Raw genomic sequence first — 16787 nt, forward strand, 5'->3', positions numbered from 1 at the left:
GTTTTATACATTGTTTTATGACTGCCACCACAGTTACTCTCACAATATATTGAATAGATATAAACTTAGCTCATTAAATTTAAAATAATTTGAATAACTCTCTCTTGATCTTCTTCAACTAGATTAGATCCTGATGGTAAACAAAGTCCCTTCTCAAATAATTCATCTGATACACTTTTACTATTATAGAAAGGGTAATAGGTATATGCTTGATATAAAGGCTGTAAATGCATTGGTTTCCATACCGGACGTGCCTCAATATTCTCTTCATTAAGGGCTTCAATTATATCATCACGTGACACTCCTGTTTGGTAGGGGTCAATCGTTAAAGCAGTGAGCCATCTATTAGACATACTCTCTTCAAGCTCAGGTTGAAATTCAATACCCTCTAACTGATGAAAAGCTTCAAAATAACGTTTAAACACAGCACGTCTTTGTTTCACACGTTGATCTAATACTTCTAATTGTCCTCTTCCAACGCCTGCAACTATATTACTCATACGGTAGTTATATCCCAGTTGACTGTGTTCATAATGTACAGCAGGGTCACGAGCTTGAGTCGATAAAAACCGGGCTTTTTGAATAGAATATTCATCATCAGAAACCAGAGCCCCACCGCCTGAAGTTGTAATGATTTTATTACCATTGAATGAATAGATACCATAGTGACCAAAGGTGCCACTTTTATAATTCTTGTATTCACTGCCTAGTGACTCGGCAGCATCTTCAATAACTGGGACATTATAAGAATTACATACCGACATAATTTCATCCATTTTTGCGCTCTGACCATATAAGTTCACAACAATTACCGCTTTAGGCAATTGATTAGATCGATCGTAATCTTGTAACGCTCTTTCTAATGCCAACGGCGACATATTCCAACTATCTGGTTCAGAATCAATAAAAACAGGTGTAGCATGTTCATATAGTACTGGATTTGCAGTTGCTACAAAAGTTAAAGAAGATAAAAATACATGGTCTTGTGGTTCAACTTCTATAATTTTCAATGCCAAATGAATGGCTGCAGTTCCAGATGACATAACTGTTGTATGTTTAATCTTATTATAATCGGACAACGCTTCTTCAAAACCATTCACGTTGTTGCCAAGAGGAGCTATCCAATTTAAATCAAATGCTTCTTTAATATATTTTTGTTCATTCCCTGACATATGTGGGCTAGATAAAAATATTTTGTTCATTTTTTCCTCTTTTCTGCAAAAATTTTAGACAATTTTTATGCACATATTATTTCAATATAGGAAAAGGAGTATTAATAAGTAATATATTTATATATACTTCAATTACAACTCAAAACTTCGGTTTCTGTTCAAATCTCCTTAGAAATAGTTCATACCATTTATAAAACTACTGAAAACATTAGAGATGACTATCACTTCTTCTCAATCAATCTAATAATTTAAAGAGTCAATTTTAATAGTAGTACCTTCGCACATTACTCTATAGTAATTTAATAACAGATCAACACTATGGTGAAATAGTAAATTAATATGAATTTCTTTATATACTATTTTTCATGTTTAAACATTCTACGAATAATGTATTCTTTAAAATTTAAAATTCCTTTGATTAAAGAATATTTCCATGGCAAAACTGAATTAAAATCTAGATCTTTTTTTATGTCAATTTTCCCTTTTATAATAGTCGGGACTTCTTCTCCAAGATCATATAGATAAATATCATCTCCAGTTTCATCAAATATAATATTAACATCATGTGGTTTAAAACTTAGTGAATATCTTTTTATTACATTATAATTCATCCTCTTTTTAGTTAAGACATACCTTTTATAGAAATTATGATTTTTTGTTCCATACAAATCTACACATAAATTTGAATTATTAATCCCTAAGTAACACTCACCTATCTCCATATTTTCAAAAAAAACATCATATTTTATTCCATTCTCGAAATCAGTAAATTTATAATCTTTAATTCCATGAAGTAGAGGTACTTGATACATATTGCTTTGTTGTTTTGCATGTTCACCTATTTCAGAAGCATTTGTAGATAATGATATATAAGGATATACAAAAAACTTATTGGTTTCAACTATATATTTCATGTAAAATTTCTTCCAAGAAGTTTCAGGCCAACTATATATTTTGGAAGGCATATCATAACCTGTCTTCAATGTATTATTGTTTTCATACCACGACCTAAAATCATTCCACATTTCTTTTGACCAACATTGCCCCCAAGATTGGGCGCTTTGTATAAAATATACATCGGAATGATCTTGCATTGGAGCAAATGGCTTTTCTGCCATTTCGTTAATTAGTGGTGAATACAATGATATACCAGCTATTTTTGAATCATTTTTATAATAATTCAAAGCTTCTTTCGAGAATTTGTAAAAATTCTCTGCAGGAACAATGTCGTCTTCAAATATAATTACAGCTTCATAGCTATTTGTTAGATCACCACACTTTAAAATATGATTTCGTAATCCTTGTCTTTCCTTGAAGGTTCTTACGTATTTGTTACCAACATTCCAGTTATAATTATCTGCAATTTCCTTTACTACTTTTTCTTTATCACTTTTATCAATACTTATTATTAAATCAACATTATCATTGCCATAGTATGAATTTTTTAAAGCCTTAAGTAACCGTTCTAATGAAGAAGGTCTATTATAAGTTACGACCACCACTGCTATGTCTGAAATAAAGATAACCTCCTTTATACTAGATTTAAGATTTTATTTACAAATTCAAAGTACTATTTTTTTACCTATGGTCTTTTCCCACAATAGTATGAGTATTACAACTAAAACAATTAACTTCGTAGCACTTGTTGTTAATATCAATTTACCAATCGGCAATGAAAACATTTGTAATACTATTAAAAAATTTATTATATAAACAACACTCCTAGAGTGCATTGATTGATATGTATATTTAGATAAAAATCCTAATAGAAAGCAAAAAAGCAATAGACCAATATAACCATAATTCTCAATTAATTTCATAGAATCTGGTGTCCATTTGACACCAACATCTATCAAACTTCTAACAGATTGAGTTAAATTAAGATTTGAATTTAACATACCAGGAAAGAAACCCGAAATAAGGTTAGTTGAAGAGCTAAACCATATTTCTTGTATATAAGTGGAAGTGTAGAAAAAACCGAATCCTAAGTAATTAAAAATAGAAAGAATAAATATCGATAATTCTTGTGAAATTTTTGGTAAAATTTCATTTGAATTATATTGAATATCATTTGTGATATGTTGGTTAAATTCTACTCCTCTGAGTCCTAACATAAAATTAAAGATAAAAATCATTATCAATATAACAAAAGTTATTTTTAAATAATTTGATAAGTTTAGTTTTTTTGTGGCATATATTTTTTGTCTAACAAAAATTATGAAAATTATCAAAATTACTATCTCAAACAATTCGAAATTCGTGCCTCTTGCTTGTCCAAAATAAATATGTGGGATGGAGATCATTATAATAAAAAATAAATTGAATTTACTTATTTTTTTATTATGTGTAAAAACTGTAATGTAACTGTAAATTAAAACGAATTTTATTATAAAAAGCATGAGAACGTAAGGTATCTTAGACAGATTAAACTGTGATAAGTTATTCGTTCTGAAATATTCTTGATATTGATTATATTGTGAACCACCATCTAAGAATAACTGCATCAAACTGATTGGAGTTTGCCCTGTATAATAATTAGTAGCCAGTATTGAAAAAACGTTTACAATAATTATTACAAACATTAGCTTCATTTTACTTAAACGAAACAATAAAGGCTGAGTGTTTTGTGCTTTCCTATTAAAGTTTGTCTGTTTAAGATTAAATGATCTTATCCCTAAATTAAAAAAAATGTAGTTTAACCACAACATTATTATTGAGGGAATAATATAAAATAATGATAATGTTGTTGAAAATATAGCAAGTAATATGTATATCGAAAATAAAATGTATAAGAATTTCACTATTTTTAATGTGTTCATATATAACTCTTCCTATTTAAAATTAAAATAAACAAACTTAACTTTTTGATTTATTGTCTTAGTTTTTGTATTTCTGTAAGAAACTTCTTTGATATTCTATCTTGATTATGATTGGATAGAAACCTTTCTCTAGATTTTCGTATTAATTTTTTTTGTAGTGTATCATTATTTAAAAAATTCCTTAGGTTTTCTTCTATATTGTTAATGTTTGTGATGCAATAGCCAACATCTTTTAAATATTCAACTGAAGCTATATCATTTGGACCTACAGCTAAAATAGGCTTTTCGAACGATAAATATTCTGGAATTTTGGTAGACATCGAAAGTCTTGTATCTTCTATATCCTTCACCTCAAATGATTCTACATGAACTAATATATCTGAATTATTCAAAACTTTTGTTAATTCATCCCTATTTAATGATCCACAAAACTCACTAGAATCTTCTCTATTCAATTTACTTAAAATCTTCTTATTAGGTTCATTATTAGAATAAATATACAATTTGACTGGTTTGTTTAATCGTTTATTAATTAATTCAATTGCTTTCGCTATTTCTATTAAACTCTTATGTCTGTTGTGTTGTAGTCCGCCAGCGTAAACTAGTGACATTTCAGATTTATCTTTTTGATTATAATTTGCTTTTTTAAAACTTGTAGTTGAATTCATAAATACTACACTATCTTTATCAAAAATTTCGTGATATTTATACCTCATTTTTTCTGAGATAGTGATAAACTTATCAGATGAGTATATTACTTCATTTAATTGTTTTCTGATTTTCTTCCTTCTAATATTTTCAAGCCAAGATGAATTGGTTCTAGGTAAAATATAATCATCAGTTACATAGGTTATTAATTTTGCATTAAATTTATTTCTTACAAAATTAGTAATGTCATAAGCGAATGAACTATCTCCTGCACAAAACAAAATTACTTCAGGAGAAACTTCTTCAAGCCAATCATTCAGTCTTTTACTATTCCATTTATTTTTTAGCCAAAAACTTTCTCTCAATAATCTAAAAGATTCTTTTGTTTTAATTAAATTTTTAAGATTATTTGAATCAGTTTTTTCTTCTCGTTTTTCACTTTCGATTTTTCCCACTATTTTTCCGACATCATTTCTTTTTAAAAAGAAACTCTGAAACATTTCTTCATCAGTTATCCTAAAGAAATTGTTACAATTATCACTCTGAGGAACTTCTTTACTTAGGTATAATTGTGAGATATTCTCCTCCGGAATATCTTTGATGAGCGAGTTCAAAGTTTTCCCATTATTGCGTGTGAAACTTAATGCATTATTACTTATTATAAGCAGATTAGGAAAGTCATTACTCATTATTTTGCCATACCTTTCTATTAACATAATCAGTATAAGATAAAATGATTCTTACAACTTTCTCAGAAACGTTAGGCATACTATAATCATTTACCAACCTTAAAGTAGTACTATCTTGATCATTCAAAACTGTTAACCCTTGTAGGATTCTTTCTTTCTTTAACCCTATCATCATAACTGATGTTTCTTCCATTGCCTCTGGTCTTTCATGTGCCTCTCTAATATTTAACGCTCTAAACCCTAATATAGAAGATTCTTCACTAATTGTACCGCTATCACTTAACACAGCACGCGAACTTATTTGTAATTTATTATAATCATTAAACCCTAATGGCTTTAATGTTTGAATTAGTGAATGTAATGGAACATCATTAGATTCAATCATTTTCATAGTCCGAGGATGAGTACTGATTATTACCGGTATTTTAAAATGTTCAGCGATATAATTTAAGCTTTCCATTAAGTCATTAAAATTTCGCTCTGAATTAATATTTTCTTCTCGGTGAGCTGATACAAGGAAATAGTTACCCTCTTCAAGCTCAAGTTCCTGTAATACATCAGAATTCTTTATATCGTCTTGTCTTGAGTTTAAAACTTCATACATAGGGCTACCTGTTTTAATAACTCGATCTGCTGATAATCCCTCATTAATCAAATATTCTCTAGCAATACTACTATAAGTCAAATTAATATCAGCAGTATGATCCACAATTTTTCGGTTTGTTTCTTCAGGCACACGTTGGTCAAAACAACGATTTCCTGCTTCCATATGAAAAATCGGGATTTTCTTGCGTTTGGCTGCAATGGCCGTTAAACAACTATTTGTATCACCCAACACCAATAGTGCATCTGGATTAACTTCATCCAAAACGGGGTCAATAGCGATAAATATATTTCCTATTGTTTCTATCGCTGAACCTTGTGCTGAATTCAAAAAGAAATCTGGTTTTCTTAAATGGAAATCTTTAAAAAACACTTCATTCAATTCATAATCATAGTTTTGACCTGTATGGACAAGTGTATGATCAATTGCATCTGATTGTTCCAGTTTATTAATAACAGTTGACAATCGAATAATTTCAGGGCGAGTACCTACTACCGTCATGACTTTCAACATTTCCATTTTATTAAACCTCCAAATAGTGCGTATCAGGGTTATCAGGGTCAAATAGTTCATTCGCCCACATTAATGTTACCATTTCTGTGTCTCCTAAATTCTCGATATTATGCGTATAACCGACTGGAATATCAATCACTTCAAGTTGTTCACCTGAAACATGATATTCAATTATCTTGTCGCTTCCATATTGACGGAATCGGATAACACCTTCACCTGAAACTACTAAAAATTTCTCGTTTTTTGTATGATGCCAATGATTCCCTTTAGTTATGCCTGGTTTGCTAACATTCACTGAAACTTGTCCTCGATCAGGCGTCTTCAAAATCTCAGTGAAAGAACCACGATGATCAACATTCTTCTTCAATGGGTAACTAAAATTATCAGTATCTAAATAACTTAAATAAGTACTATAGAGTTTCTTTGTAAATTCATCAGACAAGTCGGGAACAAAATAATTATTTCTGCTATCTTTAAATGACTGTATTAATTCAACTATATTTCCTAAAGTAACACGATGAACAGTAGGCACTTCACAAAAATAATCAATTTTGTTCGGACTGTTATTTAAAGCTTGAAGAAATTCTTTAACGACATCGTCAATGTAAACAAGTTGCATAACTACATTGGGATCATTTACTTGAATAGGTATATCGTTAGCAATGTTATAACAAAAAGTAGCCACAGCACTATTATAATTCGGTTCACTCCATTTACCGAACACATTAGGTAATCGATAGATATATGTACTAACTTGGTGTCGCTCACCATAATCAAACACTAAATCTTCTCCTGCTTTTTTACTTTTTCCATAAAGATTATCCTGTTCAGCCTGTATAGAAGAGGTGATTAAAATTGGGCTACGGTTATTATGTTTCTTTAACTTATTAAGCAACTCATTAGTTAAATCATAATTACCTTCCATGAACTCCTCGTCACGTTCAGGACGATTTACTCCAGCTAAATGAAAAATAAAATCAGCATTATGACAATAGTCTTCAAGATCATCTAGTGAACTATTACGATTAAACAATAATAATTCATCATGACCTTGACTTTCCAATTCAGCTATCAAGTTTTTAGCAATAAAGCCATTTGATCCTGTTATCAAGATTTTCATGATTTATGCCATCCTTTCAATGCCTCTTGTACAACATCTAGAGTTAATAGTTTTTCTTTAACCTGGTCTATAGACAATCGTTCTGTATTATGAGAATTATACTCATCATCAGTAGATAATTCTTCACTACCTTCAACAAAATACTTATCATAATTAAGGTCTCTAGTATCTGCAGGAACACGATAGAATCCACCTAAATCTTCAGCTACAACATGTTCTTCTTTAGTTAGTAGTGTTTCGTATAATTTCTCGCCATGCCTTGTACCTATAACTTTTATTTCATTATCAGCATTAAACAACTCTTTTAATGCTTTTGCTAAATCTCCAATCGTTGAAGCTGGAGCTTTTTGAACCATGATATCTCCAGATTCAGCATTTTCGTATGCAAAAATCACTAACTCAACCGCTTCTTCTAATGTCATGAGAAACCTTGTCATTTCGGGATCTGTAATTGTAATAGGTTGATCATTTTTGATTTGATCAATAAATAACGGTATCACTGAACCACGAGAAGCCATCACATTACCATACCTAGTACCACTAATCAAAGTTCTTTCCGGATCAACTGTTTTGGATTTCGCAACAAACACTTTCTCCATCATCGCTTTCGAAATCCCCATAGCGTTTATAGGATAAGCTGCTTTATCCGTAGATAAACAAATAACCTTTTCAATTCCTGCTTCGATGGCTGCTTGTAATACATTTTCAGTTCCTTCAACATTTGTTTTAACGGCTTCCATTGGGAAAAATTCACACGAAGGCACTTGTTTCAAAGCTGCAGCATGAAATATGTAATCAACACCGTACATAGCATCTTTAACGCTTTGTTTATCTCTTACATCACCTATGTAAAATTTAAGTTTGTTATTTTGATAATGTTTACGCAAATCATCTTGTTTCTTTTCATCACGTGATAAAATTCGAATTTCTTTCACATCTGTTTCTAAAAACCGTCGCATAACAGCATTACCGAAAGATCCTGTCCCACCTGTTATTAAAATTGTTTTATTAGTAAACACTTTTCTCACACCTCAATAAATTGATCTAATAATTTTTGATAAGTATTTCCGACAATTCCATTTATTTTAGCGATTTCTTCATCACTCAAAGTTTCATAGCCTTTACCTATACTTTTTGCAGATACTTCTGAGCATATAGATTTTAATTTATCATAATTATATTCAATATGGAGTGAGTCTAAAATAAATTTGATTTGTTTTTCAGGATTACGAACTAAATCATTATATTCCACTGCTATATATTTACTTTCTTGCATTTTTAATAAGGAGTTCATAGTATTACTCACTGATTTTTTCCATTGTTTTGCAGAGATTTCTACTGCACTTAATTTTTCAGCATCGTTTTCAAAACCGGTATATTTAGGTCCCCAGTAGGATAATCTTTTTTCATTATTCCAAAACTTTTGCAGTCTATTTAAAAGGTATTTTCCCCCATAATAAGGTATATCTTGTTTAGGAATAAACCTAGCTTTCTTCGCTGTATACTTTAGGTCTAAACTGGCTTTCCACCTCTTGTCTGCACTTGCGATTACATCGATAGGGTCTCTGAAAATGAATAAATATTTGGCATCTTCCACGATTGAATCTACGAAATCAACTCTTAATGAATTTGCACATGTTTTTTCTATAACATGATTAACTTGATATTTGTCTTTCACCCATCTGAATTGTTTGTTTATATACTCTTTATTTTTACTGTTGATATTTTCAATCGAAAGTTCATCATGTTCTATAGTTTTATTGCCATAACGCCAGATATAATTGATTTCATCACAAGGCCATGTCGCAAAGTCATTAAGTTCTGTTAATAAGTCCCTTAACATATTCGTCCCTGATCTCGCAGCACCAATAATAACAATATTCATAATTAATCCTCGACTTTTTCTATTATATTCTTATATGCTTTATCAGTTGTTAGATGATTCTCAAAATAGTTTCTACCATTAATAGATAATTCGTCTCTTAAATCTTTAGAAGATCTCAATTTCATTAAATTATTATAATATATATCTATATCTCCTGTTTCGGACCATAACCCACACCTTGCTTCTTCTTCAATTAATTTGCGATAATCTGTATTAACATCCGTCGCAGCTAAGACTGGTATTCCAAGCCTCATTAAATTCAAGGTTTTTGATGGTATGTTAGGGATTGTATAATTCCTATTCAAGTTCACTAGACCAATATCACTTAATTTTAAAAGTTGGTCATACTCTTCTGTAGGAACAAAGTCAAATAGTGAAATATTATCTAACTTCTTATCTAAAACTAGATTTTTTATTTTTTCTTTCGCAATCCCTTTTCCAATAATTAAAAAATGTACATCATCCACACCGTTTAGTTTTAATCTTTCAGCTAATTTTACTAAAAACTCTAACTCATTGGCTGGGCTAATATTTCCTCCAAACGTTAGTACAAACTTTTTATCAATGCCGTATTTCTGTTTAATTTTTTCCGCTTGCGTAGATTCTAGACGTTCCACATTATATACAGAAGACCAGTTTTCTAATTTAAAAAATTTACTCTTATCTACATTATTATTTTGTTGAATATAATTTATATTCCCTTGTGACATACATCCTAGATAATCAGATGTTTGATATAGTTTCTTTTCAATATACCTAAAAGCCTTATAAACTATATTTTTGTCCATCATTCCTATATCAACTGCATTTTGTGGAAAAATATCTTTCACAACCAATAAGTATTCAGCATTAGGATGTTTTTTCTTTAATTTTTTCACAGTATAGTATAATGTGATTGCTGGAGTTGGATAAATAATTAGATCAAAATCAACATCAGAAAAATAGTCCTTTATAGCTTTATTAAAATGCAATGGCAATTGTATCGCCGTTAAACCTTTTTTGAACTTATTAACTCCGAAATAATCGCCGGCATTAATCCATAGTATCTTATGATTTGATTCTTCTTGAACGAAGGTCCTATCAGCATTTTTATGTTCTAATAAGGCTGCCACATATACATTATGTCCTTGTTCAGCAAATTTTCTACTCAAATCCTTATACATATGTTCTCTACTTGGATCATAGGGGTAATTTAACATTAAAAATAATACATTCATAAAAGTTTTCAACCTGCCTTGTGATCATCAATCAATCTATTGCTTTCAACTATTTTAGCATAATATTCATCAATATCTATAACATCTTCCCTGAGCAGATAATCACCTAAATCTTCTGCTGTCTCCATTCCTTCTGAAGATATACCTTCACGTTTGAAGACATTCATAGCAGTTATAAGAACTATTTTAAGGTCCAAACTCCAAGATTGTTCTTTCAAATACTCTAAATCTAATGACAACTTATCTTCCCATGTAACACTGTTTCTTCCGTTTATTTGAGCCCAACCAGTTAACCCAGGTCTTAACTCATGTCTTTCTCTTTGTGCATCTGTCATAAAGACCATATCTTTAACCAGTTGCGGCCTTGGGCCTACAATAGACATATCACCTTTAGTAATGTTTATTAGTTCAGGCAGTTCATCAAACGATGTTGACCGTAGAAACTTCCCAAATTTAGTTAAACGATCATCATCTGATAATAATTCACCTTCACTATCTTTTTCATTTGTCATTGTCCGAAATTTGTACATAGTAAAAATAGTTTCATTTAAACCTGGGCGTTTTTGTTTAAAAAGAACTGGTGACCCAATTTTCACTTTAACAAGAATAGCTAAACTTATAAGTATAGGGCTTAGTATAAAAATAGATATTAGTGCAACTGTGAAATCAACAAACCTTTTAACCCTTTTATTATACATACTGTTTTTTTTCATGTTGTATCACGACCTTTTGTTCTATTTTATTTTATAATTATCTAGAACAGTAGACATAAACTCCAAAATATCATCGCGAACATCGTCACGTTCCAATGACATTTCTATCGTGGTCTTCAAGAACCCTTTAATCTCACCCACATCATACCTACGCCCTTCAAAATCATAAGCATAGACTGATTGCTGTTCATTTAACGCCTGAATTGCATCTGTTAGTTGAATTTCGTTACCAGCGCCAATTTTTTGTTCGCCTAAATAATCCATCACTTCAGGATTCAAGACATAGCGACCCATGATTGCCAGATTAGAAGGTTCTTGGCCTAGCGCTGGTTTTTCAACAAAGTTATTGACTTGATAAAGACGTCCATCTTGTTCTAATGGATCAATAATACCATAACGATTCGTTTCACCTTCAGGGACGGTTTGCACGCCAATAATGGATTTTCCAGTTTCATCGTAATTGTTAATCAATTGTTTTAGACCTGGTGTTTCAGCGCGGACGATATCATCGCCTAATAAAACCGCGAATGGATCGTCACCGATAAATTTACGTGCGCACCAAACCGCATGTCCTAATCCCTTAGGTTCTTTTTGTCTTATGTAATGCAGGTCTACATTAGAAGATTTTCTCACCTTCTCTAACAATTCATATTTCTCTTTTTCGATCAGTGCGTCCTCTAATTCATATGAATTATCAAAATGGTCTTCAATCGCTCGTTTGCCTTTACCTGTTACGATAATAATATCTTCAATGCCTGATTCAATCGCTTCTTCTACAATGTATTGGATCGTCGGTTTATCAACAATAGGTAACATTTCTTTAGGCAAGGCTTTTGTCGCTGGCAAGAATCGGGTTCCTAGCCCAGCTGCTGGTATAATAGCTTTTTTGACGGGTTTCATTGTTGGTCACTCCTAAATCATGTTTTCCAGAGTATACTGCTCTTCATCAGATTTAATCATTGTTAAAAGCATTGTTTTCAGTTCATGTTCTTCTGCGTATGTGAGTTTTTGTATATCTTGGTGGATATAAGCGGTGCTGTCAAAAGTACATTTACCTACGTGTATTTTCGGGAAGATTTGTTCTTCAGATATTTCGTCTTCCCCGAGTAGTTCTTCATACATTTTCTCACCTGGGCGGATACCAGTGTATTCAATTCCTATGTCATCTTCTTGATACCCTGACAAACGGATTAAATTCTTCGCCAGATCGACGATTTTGACTGGTTCACCCATGTCGAGTACGAAAATTTCTCCACCTGATGCAAGTGACCCCGATTGAATAACGAGTTGGCTTGCTTCTGGAATGGTCATGAAATATCGGGTCATTTCAGGGTTTGTTACAGTCACAGGCCCACCATTTTGTATCTGGTCTTTAAATAATGGAATCACACTGCCACGGCTACCAAGGACATTGCCGAAACGAACTGCTAGATATTTCGTTTCACTTTGTTGAGATAGGTTCTGGATAACCATTTCGGCAACTCGTTTTGTCGCCCCCATCACATTGGTCGGGTTAACGGCTTTATCTGTTGAAACTAATACGAATGTGTCAACATGATATTGATCTGCCGCTTCAGCAACATTCTTCGTCCCATACACATTGTTTTTAACCGCTTCACGTGGATTAAACTCCATAAGTGGCACATGCTTATGCGCGGCTGCATGATAAACTACATCCGGACGATATTGATTAAATACTTCAAAAATGCGCTCCTGATCCTTCACATCAGCAATAACAGGTGTGATGGAAAAACGACCGTCATAGCGCTCTCGCATTTGCCGTTCGATTTGATAAATGCTGTTTTCACCTTGTCCAAGCAACACCATGTGGTCTGGTTCAAACGGTCCGATCTGTCGGCAAATTTCAGATCCAATTGATCCCCCTGCTCCAGTGATTAAAACTGTTCGACCTGTAATATTATCAGCAATGAGATCTAAATCAAGTTCTACAGGGTCCCGGCCCAATAAGTCTTCTACTTCAACATCTCTCAATTGATTGACAGAAACTTTACCTGTAACGAGATCCTCGAACTTCGGAACTATTTGAGTTTTCGCGTTCGTATTTGAACATTCATCAATAATCTCATTTAATCGATTTTTATTTAAAGAAGGAATGGCGATCACAATATGCTCGATTCGTTTTTTTTCAACGATAGAATAAATCTCATCTATAGTCCCTTCAACTGGTATTCCGTGAATTTGCATTTTAACTTTTGTAGAATTATCATCAACAAAAGCTATTGGCTTGAGTTCACTTTCGTCACTTGTCTGCAATTGACGCGAAACCATAGCGCCCCCAGCTCCTGCACCTATAATCAGGGTTCTCTTCCCTTGCTTCAGACGGCCTTTCATGATCTCATCACGAAGAATTCGCCAAACAAACCGAGATCCTCCAATGAGCAATATGTGTAACATCCACGTCACAGCCAGTGTTCTTATGTATATAACATCAAACAACAACCACTGCATGATAAAAGTAGTAGCTATTGAATAGGTCACAACTTGAAAAATCGCGACTAATTCACCAATACTTGCATATTCCCAGACTTTATTATAGAGACCTTTGAACATTGCGAATAAATGATGTAAAGCAACTAGTGTAATGGAAGAAAATAAAATGACAGGGTTATCTATGAATGATTGGTTGTATAGGATGATTGTACTAATAAATATGGCACCAAGCACTATCAGTGTATCTAACGCTATTAAGCTTGAAAGCCTCTTCTTATAGGTCAATATCTTGTCACCCCCTTCAATTCAATCAACATAACTCTAAGCATTAATATAGGACAATAGATTTATACCTTTTCCATACACCCATGTTAGCATATGGAAATTTTGAATTCAATATTTTGTGACATTATCTTTCATTATATTGACATTGTTCAGTATAATGTTATTAATTATTATAATTCTATTTTTAGAAATTGGCAATTTTTCAACAAAATCTACTAAACTTTGTGTTATAATTTAGCCTGTAATTTAATTAACGGAGGATTAATGATGGAAGAAACCATTTCACTACAAGAAATTTGGCAAACACTGAAAAAACGCATGAGGTTGATCATTCTTATTACAGTCTTAGCGATGCTAGCTAGTGTCATTGCAACAATGTTCTTTATGACACCTCAATATGAAGCGAACTCACAATTTATCGTGTCACAATCTGAAACAACTCAAGAACAACAAATCACTCAAGGGGATATACGCACGAATGTTGAATTAATTAATACATATAACGTGATTATTCAAAGCCCTGCCGTTATAACTGATGTGATTGATGAACTTGACTTGGGATTATCAGCCGGGCAATTATCTAATCGTATTAACGTCAATAATGCAGAAAACTCTCAGGTTGTTAATGTTGGTGTCACAGGACCTGACCATGAACAAGCTGTCGATATTGCAAATACAACGGTATCAGTCTTTATGGAAAAAGTTCCTGAATACATGAACGTCGATAATGTGAGTGTATTATCGGAAGCTACTCACGACAGTAATCCCTCACCAATTAGCCCGAATTTAACGTTGAACTTGGCGATCGCCATGGTCTTAGGAGTCATGGTCGGTGTCGGTGTTGCTTTCTTACTCGAATACTTAGATACAACAATTAAGACCGAAGATGATATCGATAAGACATTAGAGCTTCCGGTAATGGGGATGATTTCAACCTTTAATTTCGATGACGATGAACAACAAACTAGTCGCAAAAAATCAAGAAAGGGTGGTCCTTTTGGCGCGTAAAACAACTGTTCAACGAGCACAGCAACACCGCAGTTTGATTACACATGAACAACCGAAATCACCAATATCAGAGCAGTTCAGAACACTTAGAACGAATTTACAGTTTTCTGCTGTTGATCAGGATCTGAAATCGCTAATTGTTACATCATCCCATCCTGCTGAAGGAAAGAGTTTGACAGCTGCTAATTTGGCAGTCACGTTTGCCCAACAAGGTAAAAAAGTATTGCTCGTCGATTCTGATATGCGTAAACCCAGTACTCATTTCACCTTTCGAATTAATAACACGATGGGATTAAGCAATGTACTAGTTGGTGACTTCTGTTTAGAAACGGTGGTTCAGGATAGTAAGGTGGATAACCTAGATGTCTTAACATGCGGACCCGTACCACCAAATCCAGCTGAATTAATTGGTTCGAAGGCTTTCGCTCAATTAGTAGAACATGCTAAAAAGTTATATGATATGGTCATTTTCGACACCCCTCCTGTTTTGGCTGTTACAGACTCCCAAGTATTATCACAGTATGTGGATGGCGTATTGCTTGTCGTTCGGAGTAAGGTAACCGATAAAAACGAGTCGGTTAGAGCTAAAAATCTTTTAGAACAAACTCATGCTAATATGCTTGGCGTAGTACTCAACGATCGATCCATCGAAAAAAATAGCTTTTACTACTATTATGGTAAGTAGGACTAAAGTCTAGTTCACGAGAATGAACTAGACTTTTTTTGTAATAAGGTTGCTAATTTTGTCGAAAAATTATAAACTGAGTTAAAAGTATTAATAATAAAGAAAAGATGAAGGGAGAGGTTAGATGATTGATATACATAGTCATATCCTCCCGGGAGTCGACGATGGTGCAGAGAGTACTGCTGATAGCATAGCCATGGCTAAAGTCGCTCAATCCGAGGGAATTAATACCATTTATGCAACACCGCATCATTTAAACGGACGATATGATACGGAACCAAAAGTGATTGAGGAAAAGGTACATAATCTAAATGAAGAATTTAAGAAACTTAATATAAATTTAACTGTTTTAGAAGGACAAGAAATACGAATCAATGGAGAGGTTCATGAGGATTTACAAAATGGATCAGCTATATCATTAGGAAATCAATCCATTTATACTTTAATTGAATTTCCATCAAGCCATATTCCACAATTCTCGAAATATACCATTTATGATTTGCAGCGAGATGGCTATTTACCGATCATTGCACATCCTGAGCGTAATGCCGGTATTTCTAATCACCCCAACACACTATATCGCTTAGTAAAACGTGGAGCCTTGAGTCAACTAACAGCTGCAAGTGTGGCAGGTCATTTCGGTAAAAAGATTCAAAAATTGTGTTTTAAATTGATTGAAGCTAACCTAGTCCACTTCATTGCTTCAGATGCCCATAACACAGACTCACGTGGATTCTTCATGGAAGAAGCATTTGATGTGATTGAAAAGCGGTACGGATACGGTTTAGTGGAACAGTTTAAAGAAAACGCTCATGCTGTAATGACTAATGAAATGGTCATTGCAGACCCACCCGTTGAAATAAAGAAAAAAGGCCTTTTAAACATATTCTAAGCCATTACAAAACCGATGCCTTAAGCAGGCATCGGTTTTTAGTAGTTACTAAATTTTATTTTCTAAAACAGTGCGAAGTAAAATTA

General features: G+C 32.8%; 15 protein-coding genes. 3 read left to right on the top strand and 12 right to left on the bottom strand.

The features are described 5' to 3' along the window. Window positions 1–65 precede the first annotated feature (65 nt). The 12 genes from FHR85_RS05680 to FHR85_RS05735 form a co-directional block, all read right to left on the bottom strand. A complete protein-coding gene (locus FHR85_RS05680; RefSeq protein WP_167261904.1) occupies window positions 66–1202 on the bottom strand; it encodes an aminotransferase class I/II-fold pyridoxal phosphate-dependent enzyme in 1137 nt (378 codons plus the stop codon). A gap of 326 nt (window positions 1203–1528) precedes the next feature. Then, window positions 1529–2671 carry a glycosyltransferase family protein gene (locus FHR85_RS05685; protein ID WP_167261905.1) on the bottom strand — a complete coding sequence of 381 codons (1143 nt, stop codon included), beginning with the start codon at window positions 2669–2671 and terminating at the stop codon, window positions 1529–1531. Window positions 2672–2734: 63 nt separating this feature from the next. Next, window positions 2735–3991: a hypothetical protein gene (locus FHR85_RS05690; RefSeq protein WP_167261906.1), complete on the bottom strand. Its 1257-nt coding sequence runs from the start codon at window positions 3989–3991 to the stop codon at window positions 2735–2737. Window positions 3992–4041: 50 nt separating this feature from the next. Beyond that, window positions 4042–5328, bottom strand: coding sequence for a glycosyltransferase (locus FHR85_RS05695; RefSeq protein WP_167261907.1), 1287 nt, complete (start codon window positions 5326–5328; stop codon window positions 4042–4044). Continuing rightward, the gene (gene wecB, locus FHR85_RS05700; protein WP_167261908.1) at window positions 5321–6451 is read right to left on the bottom strand and encodes a non-hydrolyzing UDP-N-acetylglucosamine 2-epimerase; all 1131 of its coding nucleotides are present in this window, start codon (window positions 6449–6451) and stop codon (window positions 5321–5323) included. Before wecB ends, FHR85_RS05695 begins: the two co-directional genes overlap by 8 nt. Before the next feature lie 4 nt (window positions 6452–6455). After that, window positions 6456–7565: a capsular polysaccharide biosynthesis protein CapF gene (locus FHR85_RS05705; protein WP_167261909.1), complete on the bottom strand. Its 1110-nt coding sequence runs from the start codon at window positions 7563–7565 to the stop codon at window positions 6456–6458. Continuing rightward, window positions 7562–8584, bottom strand: coding sequence for an SDR family NAD(P)-dependent oxidoreductase (locus tag FHR85_RS05710; protein WP_167261910.1), 1023 nt, complete (start codon window positions 8582–8584; stop codon window positions 7562–7564). The genes FHR85_RS05705 and FHR85_RS05710 overlap by 4 nt, the downstream gene beginning before the upstream one ends. Before the next feature lie 5 nt (window positions 8585–8589). Further along, a complete protein-coding gene (locus FHR85_RS05715) occupies window positions 8590–9450 on the bottom strand; it encodes a sulfotransferase family protein (RefSeq protein ID WP_167261911.1) in 861 nt (286 codons plus the stop codon). A gap of 2 nt (window positions 9451–9452) precedes the next feature. Next, window positions 9453–10667 carry a glycosyltransferase family 4 protein gene (locus FHR85_RS05720; protein ID WP_167261912.1) on the bottom strand — a complete coding sequence of 405 codons (1215 nt, stop codon included), beginning with the start codon at window positions 10665–10667 and terminating at the stop codon, window positions 9453–9455. An 8-nt stretch (window positions 10668–10675) separates the two neighbouring features. Beyond that, window positions 10676–11380: a sugar transferase gene (locus FHR85_RS05725; RefSeq protein ID WP_279588347.1), complete on the bottom strand. Its 705-nt coding sequence runs from the start codon at window positions 11378–11380 to the stop codon at window positions 10676–10678. Window positions 11381–11401: 21 nt separating this feature from the next. Next, complete coding sequence (gene galU / locus FHR85_RS05730; RefSeq protein WP_167261913.1) at window positions 11402–12280, bottom strand: UTP--glucose-1-phosphate uridylyltransferase GalU; 879 nt, start codon at window positions 12278–12280, stop codon at window positions 11402–11404. Window positions 12281–12292: 12 nt separating this feature from the next. Further along, entirely contained in the window at window positions 12293–14116 is a 1824-nt protein-coding gene (locus FHR85_RS05735; RefSeq protein WP_167261914.1) for a polysaccharide biosynthesis protein, read from the bottom strand. A gap of 267 nt (window positions 14117–14383) precedes the next feature. Here FHR85_RS05735 and FHR85_RS05740 point away from each other — a divergent pair, with 267 nt between their 5' ends. From FHR85_RS05740 to FHR85_RS05750, 3 genes are all read left to right on the top strand, one after another. Continuing rightward, the gene (locus FHR85_RS05740; protein ID WP_167261915.1) at window positions 14384–15124 is read left to right on the top strand and encodes a YveK family protein; all 741 of its coding nucleotides are present in this window, start codon (window positions 14384–14386) and stop codon (window positions 15122–15124) included. Beyond that, window positions 15114–15809, top strand: a complete 696-nt coding sequence (locus tag FHR85_RS05745) for a CpsD/CapB family tyrosine-protein kinase (protein ID WP_243864173.1) — start codon at window positions 15114–15116, stop codon at window positions 15807–15809. The genes FHR85_RS05740 and FHR85_RS05745 overlap by 11 nt, the downstream gene beginning before the upstream one ends. 124 nt (window positions 15810–15933) lie before the next feature. Continuing rightward, complete coding sequence (locus FHR85_RS05750) at window positions 15934–16701, top strand: tyrosine-protein phosphatase (protein WP_167261917.1); 768 nt, start codon at window positions 15934–15936, stop codon at window positions 16699–16701. The last annotated feature ends 86 nt before the right edge of the window (window positions 16702–16787 follow it).

Source organism: Alkalibacillus almallahensis (assembly GCF_011761495.1).
GTDB classification, from domain to species: domain Bacteria; phylum Bacillota; class Bacilli; order Bacillales; family Alkalibacillaceae; genus Alkalibacillus; species Alkalibacillus almallahensis.

Excerpts from the sequence above, each read along its gene's own strand:
- FHR85_RS05680 (WP_167261904.1), bottom strand. The coding sequence starts at position 1,202 with ATGAACAAAATATTTTTATCTAGCCCACATATGTCAGGGAATGAACAA.
- FHR85_RS05690 (WP_167261906.1), bottom strand. The coding sequence starts at position 3,991 with ATGAACACATTAAAAATAGTGAAATTCTTATACATTTTATTTTCGATA.
- FHR85_RS05695 (WP_167261907.1), bottom strand. The coding sequence starts at position 5,328 with ATGAGTAATGACTTTCCTAATCTGCTTATAATAAGTAATAATGCATTA.
- wecB (WP_167261908.1), bottom strand. The coding sequence starts at position 6,451 with ATGGAAATGTTGAAAGTCATGACGGTAGTAGGTACTCGCCCTGAAATT.
- FHR85_RS05705 (WP_167261909.1), bottom strand. The coding sequence starts at position 7,565 with ATGAAAATCTTGATAACAGGATCAAATGGCTTTATTGCTAAAAACTTG.
- FHR85_RS05715 (WP_167261911.1), bottom strand. The coding sequence starts at position 9,450 with ATGAATATTGTTATTATTGGTGCTGCGAGATCAGGGACGAATATGTTA.
- FHR85_RS05720 (WP_167261912.1), bottom strand. The coding sequence starts at position 10,667 with ATGAATGTATTATTTTTAATGTTAAATTACCCCTATGATCCAAGTAGA.
- FHR85_RS05725 (WP_279588347.1), bottom strand. The coding sequence starts at position 11,380 with ATGAAAAAAAACAGTATGTATAATAAAAGGGTTAAAAGGTTTGTTGAT.
- galU (WP_167261913.1), bottom strand. The coding sequence starts at position 12,280 with ATGAAACCCGTCAAAAAAGCTATTATACCAGCAGCTGGGCTAGGAACC.
- FHR85_RS05740 (WP_167261915.1), top strand. The coding sequence starts at position 14,384 with ATGGAAGAAACCATTTCACTACAAGAAATTTGGCAAACACTGAAAAAA.
- FHR85_RS05750 (WP_167261917.1), top strand. The coding sequence starts at position 15,934 with ATGATTGATATACATAGTCATATCCTCCCGGGAGTCGACGATGGTGCA.